Source organism: Neorhizobium sp. DAR64872/K0K18 (assembly GCF_050500175.1).
In the GTDB taxonomy this organism is placed as follows: domain Bacteria; phylum Pseudomonadota; class Alphaproteobacteria; order Rhizobiales; family Rhizobiaceae; genus Neorhizobium; species Neorhizobium soli.
Window position 1 is genome coordinate 579,290 of sequence record NZ_CP191446.1, and the last position, 23,814, is coordinate 603,103.

General features: G+C 60.4%; 21 protein-coding genes and 2 tRNA genes. 15 read left to right on the plus strand and 8 right to left on the minus strand.

Going from position 1 to position 23,814, the window contains the following annotated elements:
* The first annotated feature begins 78 nt into the window (after positions 1-78).
* The gene (locus ACQY1P_RS08160; RefSeq protein WP_430256006.1) at positions 79-525 is read left to right on the plus strand and encodes a phasin family protein; all 447 of its coding nucleotides are present in this window, start codon (positions 79-81) and stop codon (positions 523-525) included.
* Positions 526-666: 141 nt separating this feature from the next.
* Positions 667-743: transfer RNA gene (locus ACQY1P_RS08165), tRNA-His, on the plus strand.
* A 22-nt stretch (positions 744-765) separates the two neighbouring features.
* Here ACQY1P_RS08165 and ACQY1P_RS08170 read toward each other — a convergent pair.
* A complete protein-coding gene (locus ACQY1P_RS08170; protein ID WP_092661249.1) occupies positions 766-1,230 on the minus strand; it encodes a hypothetical protein in 465 nt (154 codons plus the stop codon).
* 244 nt (positions 1,231-1,474) lie between these two features.
* On the opposite strand from ACQY1P_RS08170, the gene ACQY1P_RS08175 reads away from it, so the two are divergent.
* Complete coding sequence (locus ACQY1P_RS08175; RefSeq protein ID WP_062579161.1) at positions 1,475-1,720, plus strand: helix-turn-helix domain-containing protein; 246 nt, start codon at positions 1,475-1,477, stop codon at positions 1,718-1,720.
* Between the two features lie 63 nt (positions 1,721-1,783).
* On the opposite strand, the gene ACQY1P_RS08180 is transcribed toward ACQY1P_RS08175, so the two are convergent.
* Positions 1,784-2,689 carry a LysR family transcriptional regulator gene (locus ACQY1P_RS08180; protein ID WP_062453760.1) on the minus strand — a complete coding sequence of 302 codons (906 nt, stop codon included), beginning with the start codon at positions 2,687-2,689 and terminating at the stop codon, positions 1,784-1,786.
* Positions 2,690-2,812: 123 nt separating this feature from the next.
* Between ACQY1P_RS08180 and ACQY1P_RS08185 the strand changes: the two genes are divergently transcribed.
* The 6 genes from ACQY1P_RS08185 (at position 2,813) to ACQY1P_RS08210 (ending at position 7,782) form a co-directional block, all read left to right on the plus strand.
* Complete coding sequence (locus tag ACQY1P_RS08185; protein ID WP_062579163.1) at positions 2,813-4,309, plus strand: CoA-acylating methylmalonate-semialdehyde dehydrogenase; 1,497 nt, start codon at positions 2,813-2,815, stop codon at positions 4,307-4,309.
* 108 nt (positions 4,310-4,417) lie between these two features.
* Entirely contained in the window at positions 4,418-4,549 is a 132-nt protein-coding gene (locus ACQY1P_RS08190) for a hypothetical protein (protein WP_256413688.1), read from the plus strand.
* A gap of 122 nt (positions 4,550-4,671) precedes the next feature.
* On the plus strand, positions 4,672-5,148 hold the full coding sequence (rirA, locus tag ACQY1P_RS08195; protein ID WP_062453758.1) for an iron-responsive transcriptional regulator RirA: 477 nt from the start codon (positions 4,672-4,674) through the stop codon (positions 5,146-5,148).
* A 143-nt stretch (positions 5,149-5,291) separates the two neighbouring features.
* Positions 5,292-6,362 carry an AbrB family transcriptional regulator gene (locus tag ACQY1P_RS08200; protein ID WP_430256008.1) on the plus strand — a complete coding sequence of 357 codons (1,071 nt, stop codon included), beginning with the start codon at positions 5,292-5,294 and terminating at the stop codon, positions 6,360-6,362.
* Positions 6,363-6,419: 57 nt separating this feature from the next.
* Positions 6,420-6,941, plus strand: a complete 522-nt coding sequence (locus ACQY1P_RS08205) for a gluconokinase (RefSeq protein ID WP_430256010.1) — start codon at positions 6,420-6,422, stop codon at positions 6,939-6,941.
* Between the two features lie 196 nt (positions 6,942-7,137).
* Positions 7,138-7,782 carry a TetR/AcrR family transcriptional regulator gene (locus ACQY1P_RS08210; RefSeq protein WP_174196027.1) on the plus strand — a complete coding sequence of 215 codons (645 nt, stop codon included), beginning with the start codon at positions 7,138-7,140 and terminating at the stop codon, positions 7,780-7,782.
* Between the two features lies 1 nt (position 7,783).
* Here the strand turns inward: ACQY1P_RS08210 and ACQY1P_RS08215 are convergent, their stop codons facing one another.
* Genes ACQY1P_RS08215 through ACQY1P_RS08225 form a run of 3 tightly spaced genes read right to left on the minus strand, consistent with a single transcriptional unit; the run spans position 7,784 to position 11,745 of the window.
* On the minus strand, positions 7,784-9,082 hold the full coding sequence (locus ACQY1P_RS08215; protein WP_430256012.1) for an NAD(P)/FAD-dependent oxidoreductase: 1,299 nt from the start codon (positions 9,080-9,082) through the stop codon (positions 7,784-7,786).
* 1 nt (position 9,083) lies between these two features.
* Complete coding sequence (locus tag ACQY1P_RS08220; RefSeq protein WP_092661257.1) at positions 9,084-10,442, minus strand: glutamine synthetase family protein; 1,359 nt, start codon at positions 10,440-10,442, stop codon at positions 9,084-9,086.
* Between the two features lie 55 nt (positions 10,443-10,497).
* On the minus strand, positions 10,498-11,745 hold the full coding sequence (locus ACQY1P_RS08225) for an NAD(P)/FAD-dependent oxidoreductase (protein WP_430256014.1): 1,248 nt from the start codon (positions 11,743-11,745) through the stop codon (positions 10,498-10,500).
* A gap of 286 nt (positions 11,746-12,031) precedes the next feature.
* On the opposite strand from ACQY1P_RS08225, the gene ACQY1P_RS08230 reads away from it, so the two are divergent.
* From ACQY1P_RS08230 to ACQY1P_RS08255, 6 genes are all read left to right on the plus strand, one after another.
* Complete coding sequence (locus tag ACQY1P_RS08230; protein ID WP_430256016.1) at positions 12,032-13,498, plus strand: MDR family MFS transporter; 1,467 nt, start codon at positions 12,032-12,034, stop codon at positions 13,496-13,498.
* Between the two features lie 94 nt (positions 13,499-13,592).
* Positions 13,593-13,883, plus strand: a complete 291-nt coding sequence (locus tag ACQY1P_RS08235; RefSeq protein WP_062579170.1) for a hypothetical protein — start codon at positions 13,593-13,595, stop codon at positions 13,881-13,883.
* Positions 13,884-14,490: 607 nt separating this feature from the next.
* On the plus strand, positions 14,491-15,249 hold the full coding sequence (locus tag ACQY1P_RS08240) for an ImuA family protein (RefSeq protein ID WP_113166244.1): 759 nt from the start codon (positions 14,491-14,493) through the stop codon (positions 15,247-15,249).
* Positions 15,167-16,681 carry a Y-family DNA polymerase gene (locus ACQY1P_RS08245; protein ID WP_430256018.1) on the plus strand — a complete coding sequence of 505 codons (1,515 nt, stop codon included), beginning with the start codon at positions 15,167-15,169 and terminating at the stop codon, positions 16,679-16,681. The genes ACQY1P_RS08240 and ACQY1P_RS08245 overlap by 83 nt, the downstream gene beginning before the upstream one ends.
* 10 nt (positions 16,682-16,691) lie before the next feature.
* Entirely contained in the window at positions 16,692-19,952 is a 3,261-nt protein-coding gene (locus ACQY1P_RS08250; RefSeq protein WP_430256020.1) for an error-prone DNA polymerase, read from the plus strand.
* Positions 19,953-20,199: 247 nt separating this feature from the next.
* On the plus strand, positions 20,200-20,505 hold the full coding sequence (locus ACQY1P_RS08255; RefSeq protein WP_062453746.1) for a hypothetical protein: 306 nt from the start codon (positions 20,200-20,202) through the stop codon (positions 20,503-20,505).
* An 84-nt stretch (positions 20,506-20,589) separates the two neighbouring features.
* Here ACQY1P_RS08255 and ACQY1P_RS08260 read toward each other — a convergent pair whose 3' ends face one another.
* The 3 genes from ACQY1P_RS08260 to ACQY1P_RS08270 form a co-directional block, all read right to left on the minus strand.
* Positions 20,590-22,356, minus strand: a complete 1,767-nt coding sequence (locus tag ACQY1P_RS08260) for a putative bifunctional diguanylate cyclase/phosphodiesterase (RefSeq protein WP_092661266.1) — start codon at positions 22,354-22,356, stop codon at positions 20,590-20,592.
* 48 nt (positions 22,357-22,404) lie between these two features.
* Positions 22,405-23,061, minus strand: a complete 657-nt coding sequence (locus tag ACQY1P_RS08265) for a GGDEF domain-containing protein (RefSeq protein WP_430256023.1) — start codon at positions 23,059-23,061, stop codon at positions 22,405-22,407.
* Positions 23,062-23,534: 473 nt separating this feature from the next.
* Positions 23,535-23,608, minus strand: a tRNA-Gln gene (locus ACQY1P_RS08270).
* Between the last annotated feature and the right edge of the window lie 206 nt (positions 23,609-23,814).

Genomic DNA, 23,814 nt, shown 5'->3' on the forward strand with positions numbered 1-23,814 from the left:
TGCGATTATATTTCAGGCATCCAACTCCGGCTTTTGCCCATTTAAAAGTCGGGGTAGGGCCTTGGAGGAGCTTTCGCGATGGCACACGGCACAGAAGAGATGTTTTCGTTTTCCGCTTTCGATCCCATGAAGCTTGGCGAACGCCTTCGCGACTTTGCCGGGCAGGGCGCAAGCCAGTCCAGTGAAGCCTATGCTAGGATGAAAGCCGCGACAGAGGAAGCCACCATGGCGGTGGAATCCACAGTTCACACGGCTCAGTCCGGTTCCGTTGAACTCGGGCTTAAGGCAATGGAAGCGTTCCGGTCCAATGCGGATCTGTCGCTCTCGCACATGCAGGCGCTGCTCGGCGTCAAATCAGCGTCGGAATTCTCCGAATTGCAGACCTCGTTCATCCGCCGTCAGGCAGAGGCGGCGGTCGAGCAGGCAAAATCCATGCAGGACATAGCCCGCCAGCTCGCAGAAGACGTGTCGAGGCCGGGCAAGGAAGCTGCCGAAAAGGCAATGGCAAATTTCCGGACCGCTTGATAGCAACCAGCGCATCACGCCCATATTCCATGGCCGCCGACTGGGCGGCCATTCCATTTTTGGCTTCGTTCTCTCAAAAGGGGCTTGCCAAACGCTGCCGATGGCAGTATCTGCACCGGCGACGCGATTTAGGCGTCTCGTGCGGTTGTAGCTCAGTTGGTTAGAGCGCAGGCTTGTGGCGCCTGAGGTCAGTGGTTCGACCCCACTCAACCGTACCACTTTTTTTCCTGGAATTTCAGATCAGTGAAGCGGCTTGTCGCCGGCAATCCGCATGGCGTCCTGAAACACACGGCCGAGCCTGGCGCGTTCTTCGCCCAGTTGGACCAGGGCCTTGTTGAACCGCCGCGCTACGGCAGCATCGATATCGCTCCGCCGGACCTGGTTTGGTTTCTGGCCATCCTGCGATTTGACAATCATCGGGCGACCGATGTTTTCCTGAAACTGCGCCAATGTCATGCCCGCCTTCAGCAACAGCGTGCGCATATGAGTCCTGTTTTCGGTCGCTAGCGTCAACCGGAAAGCATTGACCAGCGAGTCCTTGGAGGCCGGCAGGTCGCGCACGTCGAAGAGGTCGTTCTTCGTCTCGTGTTCGCGCAAATAGGTCAGGTGAAGCTCCACAAGGCGATGCGCCGCCTCGAGAATGTCAGCATCGGTGCTTCCGGGTATACCCAGATTTTCAAAACGTTTCGAACTCGACTGATGCATATTGACGTCCCTATTCGAGCAGAGAACGCGCGAAGACTGTTTTTGTTCGAAAAAGCGGCAAACAACGGGCTCGGATCTGCGACGACGCTCAACACTTTTTGTTGCAGTGCAGCGAATGCCCTTGCCGTGGGGGCATCAATGCATATCTATTGTGCTCTGGCGGCACCAAAATTGTGCAGTCGAACTTCGGGCTGCTTGCCCCCTTCACTGCCTAACGGCAGATTTTGACGGAAGGAAGATTACCATGACGGTTTCCATTAATAACTTTCGTGCCTCGACAGAACAGGTTCTCGCACCGGATCAGGTGGCTGGGTTGATTGCCCAGGCGCGCCAGGCTGCCGGCTACAGCATCGACGATCTTGCCGTTACGACCGGATTGGTCACGGACGAGATCGTGGGTATGGAGAACGGCACGGATTTCGATCCTGCCAAGTTGAAGCGCATCGCAAATGCCCTCAAGATGCCGATGTCGGTTCTGAAGGCGTCGTAATCGCAGACGTCCGGCCTATCAGGCTGGACGCTGTGAATGCTTAAGGCCCGCTTCTCGCGGGCTTTATTTTTGTCCGGACGGCGGTTTCCACACGAAGATCCGCGCTTCCTCCTGAATGACTTCCCGCAGGAAATCCGCGACGGTTCGAACCCGCACCAGGTTCCTGGCCGTCTCGTGATAACTGCTCCAATAGGCCCGGCGAATGGAGATGTCCGGAAGGATGCGGGTCAGGTTCATGTCCTGCGAAGCGACATAGTCGTGCAGAATGCCGATCCCGGCGCCGGACCGCACCGCTTCGATCTGGCCGATTGCGCTCGAAATCTCGAACCCGGCATCCCAGTTGCGCATCACCTCGCCGGTGAAGTTCAGCGACGGGGAAAAGATCAGGTCTTCCACATAACCGATCCGCGCATGGTCCTTGAGCGCCTCGATACTGTCGGGCACGCCTGCGTCCTGGAGATAGGCTTTCGAGGCGTAGAGGCCGAGCGTGTAATCCGTCAGCCGCGATGAGACCAGGCGCCCCTGTTCTGGCCGGTCGATCGTGATTGCGATATCCGCTTCCCGTTGCGACAGCGAAAACGAGCGTGGCACCGGCACCAGTTGCAGTTTCAGCTGCGGATGCCGCTTCGTCAGCATACCCAGGCGCGAGGCCAGGAAGTGCACGCCGAACCCATCGGGCGCGCCGACCCGCACGGTACCGGCAATTGCCGCGTCGATCCGACCGGTACTCGCCTGCGCGTCCAGCATCTCCGTCTCGATCCGCTCGGCGGCCCGCAGAAACACCTCTCCCTCCGGCGTCAACTCGCAGCCATTGGTGCGGCGGATCAGCAGCCGCGTGCGCAGATCCTCTTCCAGCGCTGATATCCGGCGCCCGACCGTCGCATGGTTGATCCCGAGCCGACGGGATGCCGCAAGAATTTGTCCGCTGCGCGCGACAGCGAGGAAAAGCCGCAGGTCATCCCAGTTCATCGTTACCTCCAGGGCGGGTATCGTTGTGTCGAATTTCGCACAACGGATGCGTAAACCATGGCGTTGCCTTGTGCAAATTGACGCGTATCCTCGCCGCTTACAATTTCAAGAAGGAGGATCACCATGTACGAGATCGGTCATTTCATCGGCGGCAAGCATTTTGCCGGCACGAGCGGGCGCACGGCCAATGTCTTCAATCCGGCAACGGGCGAAGTCCAGGCGACCGTGGCGCTTGCGAGCGATGCGGATCTGAATGCAGCCGTCGAGAATGCCAAGGCTGCCCAGCCGAACTGGGCCGCCACCAACCCGCAGCGCCGCGCCCGCGTCTTCATGAAGTTCGTCCAGTTGTTGAATGACAACATGAATGAACTTGCCGAGATGCTGTCGCGCGAGCATGGCAAGACGATCGAGGATGCCAAGGGCGACATCGTTCGCGGTCTTGAAGTCTGTGAATTCGTCATCGGCATCCCGCATCTTTCCAAGAGCGAGTTCACCGAGGGTGCCGGTCCGAACATCGACATGTATTCCATTCGGCAAGCGGTCGGGATCGGTGCCGGCATCACGCCGTTCAACTTCCCGGCGATGATCCCGATGTGGATGTTTGCACCCGCGATTGCCTGCGGCAATGCCTTCATCCTGAAGCCTTCCGAGCGCGATCCGTCCGTGCCGATGCGTCTGGCCGAACTGATGATCGAGGCAGGCCTTCCGGCCGGCATTTTGAACGTCGTCAACGGCGACAAGTCCGCGGTCGATGCGATCCTGACGCATCCGGATATCTCTGCCGTCTCGTTTGTAGGCTCGACGCCGATCGCCCGCTACGTCTACGGAACCGCCGCCATGAACGGCAAGCGCGCACAGTGCTTCGGCGGCGCCAAGAACCACATGATCATCATGCCGGATGCCGATCTCGACCAGGCCGCCAACGCCCTGATGGGCGCCGGTTACGGCTCGGCCGGCGAGCGCTGCATGGCGATCTCGGTTGCGGTCCCGGTTGGCGAGGAAACCGCCAACCGCCTGATCGAGAAGCTGACACCGATGGTCGAATCCCTGCGCATCGGCCCCTACACGGACGAAAAGGCCGACATGGGCCCGGTCGTCACCAAGGAGGCCAAGGAGCGTATTCTCGGCCTGATCAACAAGGGTGTCGAAGAGGGCGCAAACCTCGTTGTCGATGGCCGCGATTTCAAGCTGCAGGGCTATGAAAACGGCAATTTCGTCGGCGGCTGCCTGTTCGACAACGTCACGCCCGACATGGACATCTACAAGACCGAAATCTTCGGCCCTGTCCTGTCAGTGGTGCGCGCCAAGACTTATGAGGAAGCGCTCGACCTGCCGATGAAGCACGAATACGGCAATGGTGTCGCGATCTATACCCGCGACGGCGATGCCGCCCGCGACTTCGCCTCGCGGATCAATATCGGGATGGTCGGCGTCAACGTTCCGATCCCGGTGCCGCTCGCCTATCACTCCTTCGGCGGCTGGAAGTCCTCGTCCTTCGGCGACCTCAACCAGCATGGCACGGATTCGATCAAGTTCTGGACCCGCACCAAGACGGTAACCAGCCGCTGGCCCACAGGCATCAAGGATGGCGCCGAATTCGTCATGCCCGTGATGAAATAAGCCCGGCTGTCGAATAGACACGCTCCGCCGCATTCTCGTGCGGCGGAGACATTGACCTCTTCCTAGGCGCTGCTAATTTACACATTCGTGTGAGGGGGAGTGTTCATCATGAATTACGAGTGGGACGTTTCGCGCGCGCGCCGCATCCGCCTGGCGAAAATTGGCATAACGTTTCTGGCGGCGACCTTCCTGTTTGCAGTTCCAGTCTGGTTTGCGGTACACATGGGTCTTGCCGGATAATGCCGGCAATAAAGCGCGTCATCGGCAACGCAGCGTTCAAGGGCAATTTCGCAAACTTTGGAATTGTTCAAAACTAGCAAACCCACTATGTATGGGGCCGTGACGAGTCTCGGGAGACGAATATGCGCCTGACAAAGCAGACCAACTACGCCGTTCGCATGCTCATGTACTGTGCTGCGAACGAGGGGAAGCTCAGCCGCATCCCGGAGATCGCGCGCGCCTATGGCGTGTCCGAACTGTTTCTCTTCAAGATCCTGCAGCCTTTGACCAAGGCCGGCCTGGTCGAGACCGTTCGCGGCCGAAACGGCGGTGTTCGCCTCGGTCGCGCTGCCGACCGTATCACTCTGTTTGATGTGATCCGCGTGACGGAAGACAGTTTCGCGATGGCCGAATGTTTCGAGGAGGGCGTCGCCGAATGTCCTCTGGTCGATAGCTGTGGTCTCAACTCGGCACTTCGCAAGGCGCTGAATGCCTTCTTCGACGTGCTGGCAGACTATACGATCGACGATCTGGTCAAGGCGCGCCCGCAGATCAACTTCCTGCTCGGGATCGATCCGCCGCCGGCAATCGCCAAGATGGTCGCGGCACCGGCCGCCTGATCTCAATACAGATCTCATCGCAGCATCAGTTTAGCGGCCCGGCAGGTTGACCTCCGGGCTGTCTTCTTTAGGAGTAGGCAACGTTTCCTTTATTGATGGCCCCTTGAGCCTGGCTCCGGGTGGTCACCCAGATATTCGTTGCCATGCCCTTTTCCCAACTGCTTGAATTTGCCCTGACCGCGCTGGTCGGTGCCGGCGGTGCGCTGATCGCCGCGATGATCGGCTTCCCCGCTCCCTATCTGATCGGTCCGGCGCTTGCCGTGTCGCTTGCGGGTATCGCAGGCCTCACCCTCTCGATCCCGAAAATCGTCCGGAACGGCTGCTTCATCGTCATCGGCATCTCGATGGGGGCGACCGTCACGCCCGACATCCTGGTGGCGATCAAGCGCTGGCCGCTAAGCTTTGTGATGGTCATGGTTACCGTCACGGCCCTGCTTTACGTCGCGGCCTGGGTCATGCAGCGTTTCTTCCATTACGACCGCACCACGGCTTTCCTCGCAGCTTCGCCGGGACATCTGAGCTACGTGCTCAGTCTTGCCGCTGACATGCGCTGCGACCAGCGAACGGTCGGCATTTCCCAGAGCGTGCGCGTGCTTCTGTTGACGATCAGCGTACCCCTGATTGTCACAGCATTTGATCTTGGCGGCGGAGATAGTGTCGCTCAGGTCATCGCGATGGACCTGCCGATGCTGTTGGGCATCCTTGCGGTCTCGACCGTCATCGGCATGCTCTTCCTGCGCTGGAAGCTTCCCGCAGCCCTTCTGCTCGCCGGCACACTGGTTTCGATCTCCACCCACGTGACATCGTTCGCCACCGGTGGCGTTCCCTCCTGGCTCATTGTCCCCGTCTATATCCTTCTCGGCGCCAACATCGGAACGCGCTTTTGCGGCTTCTCGCTTCTCGAGGTGCGCACAGCCCTCGTATCCGGCCTCGTGGTCACGGTGATCGTCTCGGTCATGGCAGCGGCCATGGCCGGCACCGTCTCGTATGTCCTGGACATACCGCTCGATGCGGCCCTGATCGCGTTTTCGCCCGGCGGGTTGGAGACCATGGCGGCGATGGCGGTCATGCTGCATGCCGACCCGACCTATGTCGGTGCCCATCACGTCCTGCGCCTGATCTTTCTGTCGATCCTGATGCCGTTTGCGCTCGGGCGCGATGAAACGGGTCCGGGCAAGTCCGCGACTGGCGTTGAAGATCGCCGGGACTTGTGATCTGTCGCTCAATGCGGTTGAAGGAGACCGGCTGTCGATATCAAAGAGGAGCAACCAATGAGCAAACAGGCTGGCAGAGCCATCATCGTCATGGGCGTCAGCGGCGCTGGAAAGAGTTCCGTCGCTGAGCGTCTGGCAGAGAGCCTGAATTGCCGCTTCATGGAAGGCGACAGTCTGCATCCGCAGTCCAATGTCGACAAGATGGCGCAGGGAACACCGCTTACCGATGAAGACCGCTGGCCCTGGCTCGATGTGATCGGCGAGAAGATCGCCGAGTCGCTCGCGCGTTCAGAAGACCTCGTGGTGACCTGCTCTGCACTGAAAGTCGTCTACCGCGAACGGCTGCGCAGCGCTGCGGGTGGCAAGCTGACCTTCGTGTTTCTCAAAGGAAGCCAGGAGCTGTTGAGCCGCCGGATGGGCGAGCGCAAGGGCCATTTCATGCCGACGTCGCTGTTGCAAAGCCAGCTCGCCACGCTGGAAAGCCCCGAGGGTGAAGCAGGCGTCGTGACCGTCGACATTGACGCCACGCTCGACCGCATCGTGGCAGATGCCGTAGCGGGGCTGAAGGATGCGATATGACACGCAATCCTAATTCAAGTTAAACTGTTTGAGTGTCGAATTATTTTCAAAATTCTAATGCTTTCGGTGATCCGACATGCCTGACTTGCCGTACAACGCAAACTTATAATGTAACTATGCTGCCAGGTGCCTCTCTTATCGCCCCGTCCAGTATAGGCAACAGGGCGTACGGAGAGAGTTGCGGATGCGAGATTCGATGCAGAGTGCAGGCGGGAGTTCACTTCGTCGGGTACCGAAACAGGAAAGAAGCCGCGAACGCATTGATGATATCCTGAAGGTCTCGATGGAGCTGATCGGTGAAAAGGGTATCGATGCGGTCACGATGAAGGAGATTGCGTCTCTTTCAGGTGGTCCGATCGCCTCCGTCTACCAGTATTTCCCCAACAAGTCGGCGATCATCGCCATGCTCCATGAGCGCTATGTCGAGGAAGTCCGCGGTATCATCGTCGGACATATTCCGCAGATCTCGACGGCTGAAGACGCGCTGGATGCAACGGACGTTCTTTTCGACCTCTATTACACCCGCATGCGCGAAAAGCCGTCGACCCAGGATCTGTTGAACGCCATCCAGGCCGACAAGGCGCTGGCAGACCGTGATATTACCGAGACCCGCTTCCAGGCCGACCTCTTCTTCGAGATTACCAAGCGTTTCGTCAGCGAACAGCTTTGGGAGAACTACGCCCGCACACTGTTTCTTATGTTCCACATGGCCGCGGCAACATTGCGTCTGGCGCTGATGGTGACGGAAGACGAGGCAGCCAAAATCGTTGCACAGTTCAAGTCGATCGTCCGGGCACAGTCGACCTATTACTTCAAAGGCAGTTTTCCCGCATCGCTGTAAGCTACAGCCCGAGTTTGTCCCGCATGCCGTACCACCAGGCCCCAAGCGCGGTGAGCGGCACGCGGAACGCCCGCCCGCCCGGGAAGGGTAGGTTGGGCAGGGATGCCCAGGTATCGAACCTTTCCGCATGGCCGGCAACCGCCTCACCAAGGATCTTGCCGAGCAGATGCGTGGTGGTCACGCCGTGGCCGCTGTCGCCGTGCGAGAAGAACACGGTGTCGGACAGCTTTCCCACATGCGGAATGCGGGTCAGCGTCAGTGCAAAATTGCCGCTCCACGCATAGTCGATCCTCACATTCTTCAGCTGCGGGAAGGTCTTGAGCATGTTCGGGCGGATCACGCCCGTCAGGTCCTTCGGGTCGCTGCCGCCATAGCCGATGCCGCCACCGTAGAGCAGGCGGTTGTCGGCGGTGCGGCGATAGTAATCGAGAATGTAATTGGCATCCTCGACGCAGTAATTTGCGGGCAGAAGGCGCTCGATCAGGCCCGCATCCAGCGGCTCCGTCGCCATCACCTGGCTCGAAACCGGCATCATCTTGCCATGGATCTCCGGCAGCAGCGGCGATAGATAGGCGTTGCCGCACACCAGTACATAGGATGCCGTGACACGGCCCCTGTCGGTTCTGACCACGGGCTTTGCCGTCTGGTCGATGCCCACCACCCGCGATCCCTCGAAAATCCGCGCGCCCAGGCTTTCGGCGGCTGCCGCTTCCCCAAGCACGAGATTGAGCGGATGGATATGGCCACCCTTCCTGTCGATCATGCCGCCGGCATAGCGGTCGCTTTTCACATAGCGCCCGACGTCAGCCTTCGAGACCATCTCCAGCCCGTCATGGCCGTGCTGTTCCCAGACGGCCTTGTGCAGCTCCATCTCGCGCACCTGCTTGTCCGTAAAGGCCGCGAAGAAACCACCGGGCACGAGACCGCAGTCGATCCCGTAGTGCGCCACGCGGCCGCGGATGATCTCGCCGCCTTCGAGCGACATCGCGCCAAGCTGCACGGCCTTGTCGCGCCCGTAGCGTCCGGCGATCGTTTCCAGATCGCGGCTATAGCCGTTGACGATCTGCCCGCCATTGCGGCCCGAAGCGCCGAAGCCGATCCGCTCGGCCTCCAGCACCACGACGGAATAGCCGCGCTCGGCCAGTTCGAGAGCGGCCGAGATGCCGGAAAAGCCCGCGCCGATCACGCAGACATCGGCCTCGATCTCGCCCTCGAGGGCAGGGCGCACACGCTTGTCATTGGCCGAGGCGGCATACCAGGAATTGGCGTGGCGGGGATTGTCTGCGGGTTTGAAAGCCATCTTACACCGTCCTGATATAGGCGTCGTATTCGACGTCGGTCACCCGCAGAGAAAATTCCGACAGCTCCTGCTGCTTGCAGGCCGTGTAGAGCGACCGGTATTTCGGCCCGAGCGTCGCGTAGGCGAACGTGGAGCGGGAAAACTGCTGCAGCGCATAGTCCCAGTTGGTCGGCAGCGGTTCGTGGCTGATCGCATGGTCGTCGCCGGTAATCGCCCCGCCCGGATTGCGCTTTTCCTTGATGCCGGCAAGGGCTGCACTGAGGATCATCGCCAGCACAAGATAGGGATTGGTGTCGGAACCTGCAACGCGGTGCTCGATGCGGGTCGCCGGCTTCGACGCGGTGATGACGCGCACGGCGGCCGAGCGGTTGTCGAAGCCCCAGGAGGCATAGGTCGGGGCATGTTCGGAAGGGCGCAGGCGCCGGTAGGAATTGGCATGCGGGGCAAACACCGCCATGCTTTCCCCCATGTTTTCCAAAAGCCCGCCCACCGAATGAAACAGCGCCTCGGACGGCCCGTTCTCGCCCATATAGACATTGCGGCCGTCGCTATCGATCAGCGAGAAATGCACATGCATGCCGCTTCCGGCCTGCGTGCCATAGGGCTTTGCCATGAACGTCGCGTCGAGATCGTTGGCGCGCGCCACGCCCTTGACGATCCGCTTGAGGAGCACCGCATAATCGGCAGCCTTCAGCGCGTCTGGCACGTGGTTGAGGTTGATCTCATACTGGCCCGGGCCGTTTTCCCGCAGTGTCGTATCGGCCGGTATCCCTTGCGCCCTCGCTGCAGAGGCGATGCCGTGGAAGACATTCTCGAAATCCTGCAGCTCGGAAATCGAGAGCACCTGTGTCTGGCCCGTATGCCAGCGGCCCTCGCGTGAATTCGGTGGCCGCACCGGGTCGATCGCCGAACGGATCGGGTCGATCAGGTAGAATTCCAGCTCCGTCGCCACGACCGGCGTCAGGCCGATCCGCTCGAAACCTTTGAGAACATTCGCCAGCACCTGGCGCGGATCGCCGTAAAATCCGGTCCCGTCCTGCTCGTTCATGCCCAGTAGAACCTGCGCCGTTGGCCGCTTCAGCCATGTCACACGCGACAGTGTGTCGGCGATGGGAAAGCAGATGCCATCCGGATCACCCGTGCCCTCCGCAAGGCCCGCGGCATTGACGTCGCGTCCCCAGACGTCGAGCGCGTAGACCGAGCGCGGCATCGCCATGCCCTTTGAGAGCACGTCGAGCGCCCGTTCGCGCGGGATCCACTTGCCCCGCGGCACGCCGTTGACGTCGATCACGAAGGCTTCGAGAACCTCGATATCGGGATTGTCATCGAGAAAGGTCCGGGCTGTATCGATCGTATCCATGAAAACACCGGTAGCCCAGACTTTCTCCTGCCGCTAGACCAAATGAAGAAGAGGGTCAGACGTTAAACCGCTCCGGCCTGTAAGCGGATATGTCGATCCGGGTCTTTTCGCCCATCATCGCTTCCGCGATGACCTGACCCGTGACCGGACCGAGCGTCAGGCCGTGATGCGCATGGCCGAAGGCGAACCACAATCCGTCGTGACGCGGCGCCTTGCCGATGACAGGCATCATATCCGGCGTGCAGGGGCGGGCGCCCATCCAGGGCTCCTTGTCCAGCCGCTCACCAAGCGGGAAGATTTCGCGTGCCACAGCTTCGGCGCGGGCAAGCTGAACCGGTGTCTTCGGCGCATCGCGGCGCGCAAATTCGGCACCGGTCGTCAGCCGGATCCCCTGGTTCATCGGGGCCAGGAAATAGCCGCGCTCCGCATCCATCGTCCAGCCGTTGAGCTTGGCATTGCCCTTTGGCGCATAATGCATGTGGTAGCCGCGCTTGACGCCGACGAGGAAATTGTAGCCGAGCGGCTTGGTCACCGTGTCCGACCACGGACCAAGCGCGACCACGACATCCTTCGCCTCGACCACGCCTTCGCCGGCAATGATGCGCCAGCCGGTCGCGGTCTTCGAAAGGCTCTTTGCGTCACCCGTCAGAACCCTGCCGCCAAGCTTTTCGAACAGCGCCACATAGGCACGCGTCAGCGCGAGCGGATCCTTGACCGCCCACGGGTCTTCCCATTTCAGCGCGCCGATGAAATCGTCGGAGAGATTGGGTTCCGCAACCGAGAGTTCTGCCGGGGTCAGAACTTTGAAGGACAGGTCGTATTCACGCTTCAGTCGGTCGGCCTCGCGCACCGTCTCGTCGAGCTTGGCCTGCGAGCGGAACACTTCCTGCCAGCCGTTCTTGGCAATCAGATCCTCGGCGCCCGCCTCGCGGATCAGTTCGTCATGGGTGGCGATCGAATGCTCGATCAGCGGCGCATAGGCGCGGGCGATCAGCTCATGCCTCGGCACGTTGGAATGCCACCAGTATTTTGCCAGAAACGAGGAGACTGACGGCATCGCGCTCCAGTGAAAATGCGCGTCGATGCGGTTGTTCCTGGCATAGCGCAGGATCTGGGCGAACTGCTGGGGAAAGCTGTAGGGGACAACGCCCTCGCGCTGGATCAGGCCGGCATTGCCGTAGGAGGTTTCCATCCCGGGCTCCCTGCGGTCCACCAGGGCGATCGATTTTCCCCGTCGCGCCAATTGCAGAGCCGTCGAAACACCGATGATGCCGGCGCCGAGAACGATCACATCCGCTGCCATGATATTGAATCCATATGAGATAACTGAGCAGGTCACCATGACGCCGGGTCAGGCGCAGCGCAAATGAAAATTGCAGCGGTCGCCTGGATATCCAAGGGGTGAGGATCGCTTGTGGAACTTGATCTAAATCAAATATAGCTTGACGCAACCAAGTTTGCGCTCCTAAGTCGATGACGCACTGACGGCCACCAGAACTTGCAGATGCACGCTTTGCAGACGCAATATCCTGCCGCGACCGCCGAATTTCTCTCTTGTCGCGCCCTCCGTCGGGGCTTCGGATTCATTCATGTCTGAAAAAGTCTCACATCGCGGGCTCGTCGTAGCCGCGATCATGGCAAGCATGGCGATGATCGCCATCGAAGCGACCATCGTCTCCACCGCCATGCCGCAGATCGCAGCCCAGCTCGGGCAGCTCAATCTCTACAGCTGGGTGTTTTCCGCTTTCCTTCTGTCGCAGACGGCGCTGACCGTGGTCTTCGGCAAGCTTTCCGATATCTACGGGCGAAAGCCGATCGTGCTGGCTGGCATCGCCGTCTTCCTGGTCGCCTCCATCCTCTGCGGATTTGCCTGGTCGATGCCGTCCATGATTGCCTTCAGACTGCTCCAGGGCATCGGCGCTGGCGCCATTCAGCCCGTCGCCATGACGGTGGTGGCCGATCTCTTTCCGGGCAGCCAGCGTGGAAAGGTTCAGGGCTATCTGGCCAGCGTCTGGGCGCTCTCGGCCGTGGTTGGCCCGCTGCTCGGCAGCGTCATCATCCATAACCTGCCCTGGGCCTGGATCTTCTGGATCAACGTGCCGGTCGGCCTTGCCGCTGCCGCAGCCTTCATCCTGTTCTACCACGAGGAAAAGCACACCCGGACGGTCTCGATCGATATCCTGGGCGCCGTGCTGTTTGCCGTCTCCATCTCGGCGCTGATGATTGGCCTCACGGTCTCCGAGACCGGATTGTCGACGTCCGCGATCGTCTCCTTCGTCCTGTTCGCCGTGTCGCTTGCGCTGTTCATCTGGCAGGAGCGCCGCGTCGAAGAACCGATGGTCGCGCCGGATCTCTGGCTCTACCGGCCGATTGCGGCCGCCAACATCTCTGTCTTCTTCGCCTCCATGGCGATCATGGGGCTCACCACCTTCCTGCCCATGTATGTGCAGACCGTGCTCAACCAGTCGCCGCTGGTGGCAGGTTTTGCGCTGACGATGCTTCTGCTCGGATGGCCCTGTGGTGCAACCATCGCATCGCGGCAATTCATGCGTTTTGGATTGCGGCCGATCATGCTGGTCGGCGCAGTGCTGGTGCCCTCGGGAACCTTCCTGCTTACCCTGCTGACGCCGTCCAGTTCGGCGGTGCTTGCCGGTGCGGGCTCGCTGGTCATGGGCTTCGGCATGGGCCTTCTCAATATCGGCGCACTGATCCTCACCCAGGGAAGCGTGACAGCGTCACAGCGCGGCAGCGCCACGGCGTCGAACGTCTTTTCCCGCAACCTCGGCAGCACGCTCGGCGCCGCGATCCTCGGGGCGGTGCTGAGCTGGGGCCTGGTCCATACGACCAGCGGACAGGCGATCACGACCGACCAGCTGCGTGCTCTCCTGAACGGAACCGGTCTCGTGAGTGGCGATGCCGAAGCGGTTCGCCTTGCGCTGCAGGACGGCCTGCACGCGACCTTCCTGACCATGCTCCTATTTGCCGTCCTGATCGTGCCCGCTTGCCTGTTCGTGCCCCGCGATGCCGTCCACAAGGACGAGCCCGTGCGGGCCTGAACCTTGAAATATGGCGCCAACATGCCCATTTCGCTGTGAACGGGGCCCTATCGGGACCGATATCGTCACAACGACTATTAAGGTGGGTGGCACGATGCAGCAGATGACAAAGACAATCCGGGACCTGACGATCGAGGAGCGCGAAGACGCGCTGATCACCATGGCGCACGCGCTTGAAGGCGCTGCCAGAGAAGCTCTCGTCGAAGGAAACCGCCAGTTCGCCGCAATCTCCGGCAACATGGCCGAAGCGATCTTCATCAACGCCGACCAGCTTGCACGCGATCACGTCGAGGAAGCCGAACAGGTTCTCGAACAGGCCGTCCAGATCATGGTCGAATATGAAGCTGAACACCCCTACCGGATCGTCAGCACCGCGATCCACTGAGGACGGTGGCACGGCGGGCGACGGGCAACCTTGCCTGCCTCCCGCATTCTCTCGCAGTGGAGAAGACGCCACCTGATGCGGCAAGCCTTCACTGGTCTCCTATAAAAAACGTCTGACATTGAACGCCTGCAAATCCAACGTCGAGTTCCTCGGCGATAGCGCAGATGGTAGCGTTGGGCTCCTTGGTGTCTGCGGGAATGGGAAAGAGCCAAAGGGCGGCGGCTCGTGGGCGGCTGGCCGCAGACGGCCATAGTCCCGCATGAGCGCGAGGGTTCATCCTCTTTGGCTCTGCCACACATCGCCGAGCCACTCTGTTACATTCTTGATATGCAGATTGGCGAGTTGAGAACGGAAAGTTCTCACGGTTTTCGTGTCGCCCCAGCTAAGATCAAGAACATGCAAAAAATCTCAAGCACTCCATCGAGCCTTTCAAGCCGCCTACAAAGCTGATTCAGAACGATGAATCTTCACCGGCGCTAAAATGCCGAGAGTTATCCCGTTCTGACCCCGCTTGACTCTTCTGTCGCGGCGGAACAGAAACAGAACACCAACATTCTTTGGGACATGAAGTCCTGTGCAACGCGAACCTTGAGGAGGGCCGTGAACGATGTCGCATGCCCCTGCCTCAAGGCTTGTCGAGGAACTGAGAGACCGGATTGCGCATCTGGAAGGCAGCGTGTCGCGCAAGGCGCTTGTGCTGCCCTTCGGGGTGCCTGACGTCGACGAGCGATTACCGGGCGGGGGGCTTGCCTATGGCGCCTTGCATGAAATTGCAGGCGGCGGGGCGGGTACAATCGACGGTGCCGCGGCCGCCCTGTTTGCGGCAGGTATTGCGGCCCGGGCCAAGGGAAAGGTTCTCTGGTGCCTGACCCGGCCGGATCTCTTTGCGCCGGCGCTGTCGCAGGCCGGGCTTCACCCCGACCGCGTCATCTATTGCGAAGCCGATAAGGAGGAGGACGTGCTTGCCTCGATGGAAGAGGGGCTGTCCTTCGGGGGATTGGCGGCCGTCGTCGGGGAACTGGTGAGGCTGCCGATGACCGCGTCGCGGCGTCTTCAACTGGCTGCCGAGAAGACGGGGACGCTCGGCCTGGTCGTCCGGCGCTGGCGACGGCAGACGGAGGCCTCCGACTACGGTCAGCCGACGGCGTCCACAACACGCTGGAGGATCAGCACCCTGCCGTCCGAGCCGCTTCCTGTCGCCGGCGTGGGACGGGCGAGGTGGCTGGCGGAATTGATGCGGGTAAAGGCGGGGCAATGTGCCGAGTTTGAGTTAGGAGCCTGCGATGCCGAGGGTCGTGTCTGTTTACTTCCCCTATCTAGCAACGGATCGGATACGTCGGCATGGCGAGGAAGCCGTGTCGGTTGACCAGCCGCTGGTCGTGGTCTCGCGCAGCGGCTCGAAACGCTGGATATCGGCAGCCGATACGGCTGCCCGCAAGCTGGGCCTCAAAGTCGGCATGACTGCCAGCAAGGCACAGGCGATGATTGGCAACCTTCATATGGTGGACGCCGATCCCGTTGCCGACGCCGCAGCCGTCGAGCGCCTGGCGCTATGGGCGCTTCGTCAATACAGCCCCGTCGTTGCCGTGGATGGAACGGATGGCATCGTCATGGATACCGAAGGTGCCGATCACCTTCAGGGTGGTGAAGAGCTGCTGATTTCCGGCGTTGTCAACGGTCTGCGGGGCAAGGGCCTGACGGCGCGTGCCGCTGTCGCCGATACCTGGGGTGCGGCGCATGCACTGGCGCGACTGACGACGAACGAAACGACGGTGGTGCCGCGCGGTGATGTCACCAAGGCCGTGATCGGACTTCCAATCCACTGTCTGCGGCTTGCGGCAGATACGATCCAGGCATTGCGCATCCTGGGTATCGACACCGTAGGAGAGCTGTCGGCACTGCCGCGTGCGCCGTTGACACTACGATTTGGTCCAGAGGTCGGACGCCGTCTCGATCAGCTCTTCGGCCGTCTTGCAGAACCCATCGAGCCGTTGCGCACGCCGGATCTGGTCGAGGTGGCGCGCAATTTCCAGGAGCCCATCGGTGCGCCCGATACGATTGCAAAATACGTCCGCCGGCTGGTGGCGCAACTGACCGCAAAGCTGGAGGAGCGGGGGCTGGGCGTCCGGCGCTCCGATCTGATCATCCATCGCGTCGACAACACACGCCAGTGTCTTCGAGCAGGACTTGCCAAGCCCGTGCGTGATCCTGCCCGCCTGACAAAGCTTCTCTGCGACCGTATCGAGAAGATCGACCCGGGTTTCGGCATCGAGCGGATGGTGCTGGTGGCGGTCATGGCCGAGCCGCTGGAAATAAAGCAGGTCGCAAACGCGCTGGTGGAAGAGGCGGTGGTGGATGTGACGCCGCTTGTCGATATTCTCGGCAACCGGGGCCAGCGCCTTTACCGCATCACGCCGGTCGCCTCCGACGTTCCGGAACGATCTCTCCGGCGGATCGGACCGACGGCCGTCGAGACGGGTGCCGAGTGGGCAGCCAGGTGGCCGCGGCCGTCACGGCTGCTCGCTTATCCCGAAGAAATCGAAACCATGGCTGTCCTGCCCGACCAGCCGCCAGTCGTCGTTACCTGGCGCGGCAAGCGCCGCCGCATCGTTCGTGCCGATGGGCCCGAGCGCATCTTCGGCGAATGGTGGCTCCGGCCGCGCGAAATGCAGGCGGTGCGCGATTACTTCGTGGTCGAGGACGAGCACGGCGATCGGCTGTGGGTCTTCCGCGCCGGCGACGGCGTCGATGCAGGCACGGGGTCACACAAATGGTTCCTCCACGGCATCTTCGGGTAAGGTTTGAACTATGCGCTATGCCGAACTCCAGGTGACCACGCATTTCTCGTTCCTGCGCGGTGCAAGCTCCGCGGAAGAGCTGTTTGCCACGGCCGCCGCACTGGGCATCGACGCCCTTGGTGTCGTCGACCGCAACTCGCTTGCCGGCATTGTCCGGGCCTGGGAGGCGGCAAAGACAACCGGGGTGCGCCTGGTGGTCGGCTGCCATCTCGACCTCACGGATGGCATGTCGCTGCTCGTCTACCCGACGGACCGGCTCGCCTATTCCAGGCTCACCCGGCTGCTGACGCTTGGCAAAAGCCGGGGCGGAAAGGCCAAGTGCGTTCTCGACCTTGCTGATGTCGAGGCCTATAGCGAGGGCCTCATCGCGATCCTCATTCCGGATGAGGCGGACGATGTCTATGCGGGTCAGCTCCGCAAGGTGGCCGCAGTCTTTGGTGACCGCGCCTATGTTTCGCTCTGCCTGCGGCGGCGTCCGAACGACCGGCTGCGGTTGCATGATCTGTCGAACTTGGCGCAGCGTCACAAGGTGAAGACGGTGGTGACCAACGATGTGCTCTTCCACGAGCCCGGCCGCCGACAGCTTCAGGACATCGTCACCTGCATCCGCAACCGCACCACCATCGACAGCGTCGGCTTTGACCGGGAGCGGCATGCTGACCGCTTCCTCAAGGCGCCGGAGGAGATGCACCGCTTGTTTGTCGACTATCCCGAAGCTCTCGCAAGAAGTCGCGAGATCGTCGAGCGTTGCCGTTTCGACATGAGCGAGTTGCAGTACCAGTATCCTGAAGAGGCAATTGTGCCAGGGCTCGACGCCCAGCAGTCGCTGGCCAAGTTCGCCTGGGAAGGTGCGGCGGAGCGTTATCCAGAAGGCATTCCCGACAAGGTCCGCAAGGCAATCCTGCACGAACTCGACCTGATCCGGAAGATGAACTACGCTGCGTATTTCCTCACCGTCTTTTCCATCGTCCGCTTTGCACGCTCCAGGAACATCCTCTGTCAGGGCAGAGGGTCAGCTGCCAACTCCGCCGTCTGCTATTGCCTCGGGATCACCAGCATCAACCCGGAAACAGGAGACCTCCTGTTCGAGCGCTTCGTTTCGATGGAGCGTAACGAGCCGCCGGATATCGACGTCGACTTCGAGCATAACCGGCGCGAGGAGGTCATCCAGTGGATATACGAGACCTATGGTCGCTCGCGCTCCGCCCTCTGCTCCACCGTCACCCGCTACCGAACCAAGGGTGCGCTGCGCGATGTGGGCAAGGCGCTCGGCCTGCCCGAAGACCTGATCGGTCAACTGACCTCCGGCGTCTGGGGCTGGTCGAAGGATGGCATCGGCGAAAAGCAGCTCAGGGAAAACAACATGAACGCGTCCGACTACCGGCTGCGTCTGGCGCTCGACCTTGCCTCGCAACTCATGGGAGCGCCGCGCCATTTGGGACAGCATCCCGGCGGCTTCGTGCTGACGCAGGACAGGCTGGATGATCTTGTCCCCATAGAGCCCGCCGCCATGGATGACCGCCAGGTGGTGGAATGGGACAAGGACGATATCGACGCGTTGAAGTTCATGAAGGTGGATGTGCTGGCGCTTGGCATGCTGTCCTGCATGGCCCGCTCCTTTGAGCTGCTGGCGGAGTACAAGAACGAAGCGATGGGTCTGGCAGACGTTCCGCAGGAGGATCCGAAGACCTACGCGATGATCCGCAAGGCGGATACGCTTGGTACCTTCCAGATCGAAAGCCGCGCCCAGATGGCGATGCTGCCAAGGCTCAAGCCACGCACCTTCTATGATCTCGTGGTTCAGGTCGCCATCGTCCGCCCTGGCCCGATCCAAGGCGACATGGTGCATCCCTATCTGCGTCGGCGGGAGGGCAAGGAGAAGGTGGAGTATCCGACGCCGGAGCTCGAGGCGGTGCTTGGCAAGACGCTCGGCGTCCCGCTCTTCCAGGAGAGCGCCATGAAGGTTGCCATGGTCTGTGCGGGTTTCAGTGCAGGCGAGGCGGACCAGCTGCGTCGGGCCATGGCGACCTTCAAGTTTACGGGCGGCGTGTCGAGGTTCAAGGAGAAGCTCGTCACGGGCATGGTCAAGAACGGCTATTCTCAAGACTTCGCGGAGCGGACGTTCAGCCAGCTGGAAGGCTTCGGCTCCTATGGCTTTCCGGAAAGCCATGCAGCTTCGTTCGCCCTCATCGCCTATGCCAGTTCCTGGATGAAGTGCCATCATCCGGATATCTTCTGCGCCGCTCTCCTCAACTCCCAGCCCATGGGGTTCTATAGCGTTGCCCAGATCGTCACCGATGCCCGCAACCACGGGGTGGAGGTCCGGCCCGTCTGTGTCAATCGGTCTCGCTGGGACTGCACGATGGAGGAGACCGGAAGGCCCGGCCGCTTTGCGGTTCGTCTCGGTATGCGCATGGTGAAGGGGCTGCCGCTGAATAATGCTGCCAGAATTGTTCTTGCCCGTGTTGACCAGCCTTTCGAGAGTGCCGACGACATGTGGCGGCGATCCGGCGTGCCGACAGCGTCGCTGGTCAAGCTGGCAGAGGCCGATGCCTTCCTACCGTCGTTGAAGCTGGAACGGCGTCAAGCGCTCTGGGACATCAAGGCGCTGCGCGACGAGCCGCTGGAACTATGGGCGGCAGCCGCAAAGCGTGAAGCAAGGGTCGTTGCCGAGATGCAGGAACCCGACGTGTCGCTCAAGTCGATGAAAGAGGGCAGGGAGGTCGTTGAGGACTATTCCCATACGGGCCTCAGCTTGAGGTCGCATCCTGTGTCTTTCCTGCGTCCGGAACTGAAGAAAAAGCGGATCGTCACCTGCGCCGAAGCGATGGGTGAGCGCGACGGCCGCTGGCTCTGGACGGCGGGCCTCGTCCTCGTGCGTCAGAAGCCTGGTAGCGCCAAAGGCGTGATGTTCCTGACGCTCGAAGATGAGACGGGCGTCGTCAATGCCGTCGTCTGGCCCTCGCTATTCGAGAAACAGCGCCGGATCGTCATGTCGGCTTCGATGATGGCGATCCATGGCAGGATACAGCGCGAAGGCGAGGTCGTGCATCTGGTCGCCCAGCGCCTGTTCGACTTTTCCGGCGATCTCTCCAGTCTCGGCGAGCTTGGCGGCGACTTCCCCTTGCCGTACGGCCGTGGCGACGGAGCCAAACATGGCAGCGGGCCTGATCCCCGCGACAATCCGAAGCCTGTCATCCCGACGCGCGACATCTATATCCCGGATCTCCACATCGACACGCTCAAGGTCAAGTCGAGAAACTTCCATTGACCGGCAAGGATGTCAAAGACAGCGTTGTTGATATTGCTCTCAAGTCTGTCCCGTTTTGCCTGTGCTCCAGCCCGGTTACGGCTTCCCTCACAGGGTTGGAGCGGCGGGTTGCGTATCCGCAGGAATTCGTCCGTGTCATCCATTCCAGGACTGACCGCGGACGTTGATAGCGTCGGCGCTATGCCCGCTTGAAAGCGTAGACCAGGCGCATGCGGGAGAGGGCGCGTGCTCACGATATGTCTTTTTGATGGATCAAAGTCAGCCCTCCGGTGTTGTTGAAGACAGAACGGATTATGGGATGACCGTTCTCCGGAGGCCCGCTATCGTGAAATCACGTATCGAAGTCGTCAATGCCGTGACGGATGTTTTAAGACGGTTGCGGGTCAGGCCGCCATCGCAGGTCAAGTTCGGGACGATCGCGAACACGCCCGCGACCACCGGATATTCAAGAAACGAACTTCTGAACGCGCTCTACGCCCTGGAACATGAAGGCGTCATAGCATTGCACCATGACAACAGTTTCAGCGTCTTGAAATCATCGACCTTGATCTAGCTTCCGGTAGAGCCGACACGCTTGAAACACGATGCGCGTTAGAAATCCGAGATCCTGTGTTTCTCGTGCCGGCAGCCTATCGGATCAGCATGCGATCTGGTGTTCCATTTTTCTCTCGAAGAACCATTCTTCGAATGCGGCTGGAGACAGCGGCTTTGCAAAAAGATACCCCTGCGCTTCATCACAACCCATCTTGCTCAAAGCCTCGGCCGCCTCGGTCGTCTCCACCCCTTCCGCCACGACCTGGTAGCCCAGGTCGTGCGACAGCTGGATCATCGATCTGACGAGATTGGTTTCGCGAAAGCCATCATCCATGCTGCGGATAAAGGATTGATCGATCTTGACCACGGTGGTCGGCAAGGTCTGGAGATAGGACAGGCTGCTGTAGCCCGTGCCGAAGTCGTCGATCGATAGTCGGACCCCGCCATCGGAAAGCGCCTGCAACTTCGCCAGCGCGTTTGCCGCGTCCTTCATGATCGCGCTTTCGGTGACCTCCAGCTCCAGCATCGCCGGCCGGATACCATGTCTCAAGAGGGACAGTTGCACCCGTTGAACAAAGTCCGGTTCATCGAGGTTTGCCGCCGAGATATTGACCGATACCGGAACGATTACCCCCCTGGATTTCAGGTTGCCGGCTTCGCGCAGAGCGGCATCCAGAACCCACGCGGTCATCTTGCCTATATGTGGAGACTGCTCGATGATGGGAGCGAATTCGCCGGGGGAGATGGCTCCCAGTTCCGGATGGAGCCAGCGCAGGAGGACTTCTGCTCCGACGCAATGGCCATCCGGCAAACTGACACGCGGCTGGAACACGATCGATAGCTGATCGCTGCCTTGAAGGGCGTTGTCGAAATCCTGCAGCAGACGGAAACTCCGCTGGTAGCGATCGTCACTGGCCTGTGAAAAGACCGCGACATGTGTCGCTGTCAGACGAGCGTCCTGCGCTGCGCTGCTCATGGCACGCAGGAAATCCGACGGCGTGGTGTCGGGTTTGAGCGGCGCGACGCCGATTGCCGGCGTCATCAGAAATCTGAGGTCCGACTCGTCGTCCAGGTCACCCAGCAGCTGTCTGAGGTAAACCATGCAGTCGAGACCTGCGATATTCCTGTCCCTTATGAACGCAAACTGCGTCGTAGAGACGTGATAAAGTGTGGTTTTGCCGCCAACGATGGCTCTGAGCCGCTGTGCGGCATCGCGCACTTTCGCATCGATTTCGGCTGTTCCCATCACGCGGGAAAGGTCGTCAAGCTGCCGCGTCTCGGCAAGGTCGATCAGGACACCGGTATAGGCCGTCCGCCAGGCCGGTCCTCTGAGAAGGTCGCTCACGTCCTCGGAAAACTGGGTACGATTGGGAAGCCCGCTGACCGGCTCGATCCTGCCATACGCATGTTGCAGTTCGATCTGGGCCATCACCATTGCCGCAAGGTCCTGGAGACTGGCAATCTCGTTTTCGGTGGTCTCACGCGGCTCGGCTCCAAGGACACACAAGGCGCCGAGACAATGCCCCTCGCGCGTCGTGAGCGGTGCTCCCGCGTAAAAACGCACGCCTGTCTTTGCAAGGACACTGTCGTGGTAGTGCGCATCCTTGGACAGGTCCGGAACGACGAGAAGTTCGGTACTCTCGGCCACTGCCGCACAGGGCGCCTTGTCTCGTGGAATAGACTGGTGCTCCACCCCGACACGCGCCTTGAACCACTGCCTGTCGGAATCGGTTAGCGATATGGCCGCGATCGGCAGGTCGAATATCTGGCTCGCCATGCGCGTGATACGGTCGAAGCTCTCACTTGCTGGCGTATCGAGCAATTTCAGGGAGTGCAAAGCGGCGAGACGGATTTCCTCATTGGTTTTCATGTAATATCTCAGTCGTAATGTCTTTTCGGGATAAAGTTGGGACGGCGTTTAAATTGACATTCTCACAAGGTTGCGGCCTGACGCCTTTGCCTCGTACAGACGGCGATCTGCCGTCTTGAACAGTTCTTCGTAACTGGTGTTTTCGCGGAAGGTGGCCCCGCCGATGCTGACCGACAGCAGCCCTTCGCCAACGTCCCTGGGGAAGGGCAGTGCGCGGATCCTCTGTCTTATCAGTTCGGCCGTGCGCGACGCCGTGTCATCCACAACAGCCGGCAGGAAGACGGCGAATTCTTCGCCGCCGACGCGTCCGACAAGATCTGCCGGCGACAGAATTTCCTTGATCGCCCCAGCAATCAACTTCAGGGCCTGGTCACCCGCCTGATGCCCGTGACTGTCATTGATTGCTTTGAAATGATCCGCATCGACGATCAGAAACGATCCCGTTTGCGGAAGCGATCCCGCCCGCGCTCTTTCCAGATAGGCTTCGACCAGCATTTCGAATGCACCGCGGCTAAGCACGGCGGTAAGACTGTCTGTCGAAGCAAGCCGCTGCAGCTCCACCTTGGCCACGGCGAGTTGCCGGATCTTCTCCAACAGAAAGTAAAAGAAAGGCCCGCCGATCAGGGTCGGGAGCAGGATGTCTGTCGCGAGTGCGCGACGAAAATGATCCTGCGACATCTCCGCGAAATTAAACGAGTCGGCCAATACTGCGGCGACAACGCAAAGAGCTGTACCAAGCAGTGTCCCTGCAAACACACGCAGTCTCGAAGTCTCTTGACGGATAAGGTGGACGAACGGCAATGCTGTACCCTAGATTCAGACCTTCTGAATTAGCATCTGCCTATTAAGAAAAGCGCTATATCAAACACTCAAATCGTCTCGATTTGGTACGTAGATACCCGTACATGGGGGCTTGTTCCATGCGCGGCAAATTCGGATTATCGACAGTGAGATCTGCTCGGGTCATGACCGGTTGAACTGCTCACGGAGTTTGCTGGCAATAGGCTCTTTTCGAAGTTGCGCTAGGACATTGTTCCCAATTGCCGGACGGTCTCTCGGGCAGTCGTCGCGTGGACGAGTTGAAGCTGCGAAGTAATACCGAGAAATGACGCGCAACCAAACGCGACACCATTGGCGCTGAGAGTTTTGCAACGACCGCGATTGTTGTCGGGGAGAATTGGCTGGGGAACCTGGATTCGAACCAAGATTAACGGAGTCAGAGTCCGTCGTTCTACCGTTGAACTATTCCCCAGCAGGAAAAGCCTTGTGGCTCATCGGTGTGCGGCGCTTATAACCAAACACTTGGCGCTTGCAAATACCCTTTGTGAAAAAAATCGACATCATTTTTGGTCCTGCTTGCCGCGCCCTAAAAAGCCGTTGGCGAATGCGCCTGAGGCTGTTATCTTCAGGTCAACGAAACGATCAGACGCCAGCTGCATGCTCCAAAGTGTTGCGCGG

Coding starts and splice junctions, on each gene's coding strand:
- ACQY1P_RS08245 (WP_430256018.1), top strand. CDS start 15,167: ATGCCGAGGGTCGTGTCTGTTTACTTCCCCTATCTAGCAACGGATCGG.
- ACQY1P_RS08220 (WP_092661257.1), bottom strand. CDS start 10,442: ATGGATACGATCGATACAGCCCGGACCTTTCTCGATGACAATCCCGAT.
- ACQY1P_RS08225 (WP_430256014.1), bottom strand. CDS start 11,745: ATGGCAGCGGATGTGATCGTTCTCGGCGCCGGCATCATCGGTGTTTCG.
- ACQY1P_RS08240 (WP_113166244.1), top strand. CDS start 14,491: ATGTCGCATGCCCCTGCCTCAAGGCTTGTCGAGGAACTGAGAGACCGG.
- ACQY1P_RS08210 (WP_174196027.1), top strand. CDS start 7,138: ATGCAGAGTGCAGGCGGGAGTTCACTTCGTCGGGTACCGAAACAGGAA.
- ACQY1P_RS08215 (WP_430256012.1), bottom strand. CDS start 9,082: ATGGCTTTCAAACCCGCAGACAATCCCCGCCACGCCAATTCCTGGTAT.
- ACQY1P_RS08235 (WP_062579170.1), top strand. CDS start 13,593: ATGCAGCAGATGACAAAGACAATCCGGGACCTGACGATCGAGGAGCGC.
- ACQY1P_RS08260 (WP_092661266.1), bottom strand. CDS start 22,356: ATGAAAACCAATGAGGAAATCCGTCTCGCCGCTTTGCACTCCCTGAAA.
- ACQY1P_RS08175 (WP_062579161.1), top strand. CDS start 1,475: ATGACGGTTTCCATTAATAACTTTCGTGCCTCGACAGAACAGGTTCTC.
- ACQY1P_RS08200 (WP_430256008.1), top strand. CDS start 5,292: ATGCCCTTTTCCCAACTGCTTGAATTTGCCCTGACCGCGCTGGTCGGT.
- ACQY1P_RS08170 (WP_092661249.1), bottom strand. CDS start 1,230: ATGCATCAGTCGAGTTCGAAACGTTTTGAAAATCTGGGTATACCCGGA.
- ACQY1P_RS08250 (WP_430256020.1), top strand. CDS start 16,692: ATGCGCTATGCCGAACTCCAGGTGACCACGCATTTCTCGTTCCTGCGC.
- rirA (WP_062453758.1), top strand. CDS start 4,672: ATGCGCCTGACAAAGCAGACCAACTACGCCGTTCGCATGCTCATGTAC.
- ACQY1P_RS08185 (WP_062579163.1), top strand. CDS start 2,813: ATGTACGAGATCGGTCATTTCATCGGCGGCAAGCATTTTGCCGGCACG.
- ACQY1P_RS08180 (WP_062453760.1), bottom strand. CDS start 2,689: ATGAACTGGGATGACCTGCGGCTTTTCCTCGCTGTCGCGCGCAGCGGA.
- ACQY1P_RS08230 (WP_430256016.1), top strand. CDS start 12,032: ATGTCTGAAAAAGTCTCACATCGCGGGCTCGTCGTAGCCGCGATCATG.
- ACQY1P_RS08205 (WP_430256010.1), top strand. CDS start 6,420: ATGAGCAAACAGGCTGGCAGAGCCATCATCGTCATGGGCGTCAGCGGC.
- ACQY1P_RS08190 (WP_256413688.1), top strand. CDS start 4,418: ATGAATTACGAGTGGGACGTTTCGCGCGCGCGCCGCATCCGCCTGGCG.
- ACQY1P_RS08160 (WP_430256006.1), top strand. CDS start 79: ATGGCACACGGCACAGAAGAGATGTTTTCGTTTTCCGCTTTCGATCCC.
- ACQY1P_RS08255 (WP_062453746.1), top strand. CDS start 20,200: ATGGATCAAAGTCAGCCCTCCGGTGTTGTTGAAGACAGAACGGATTAT.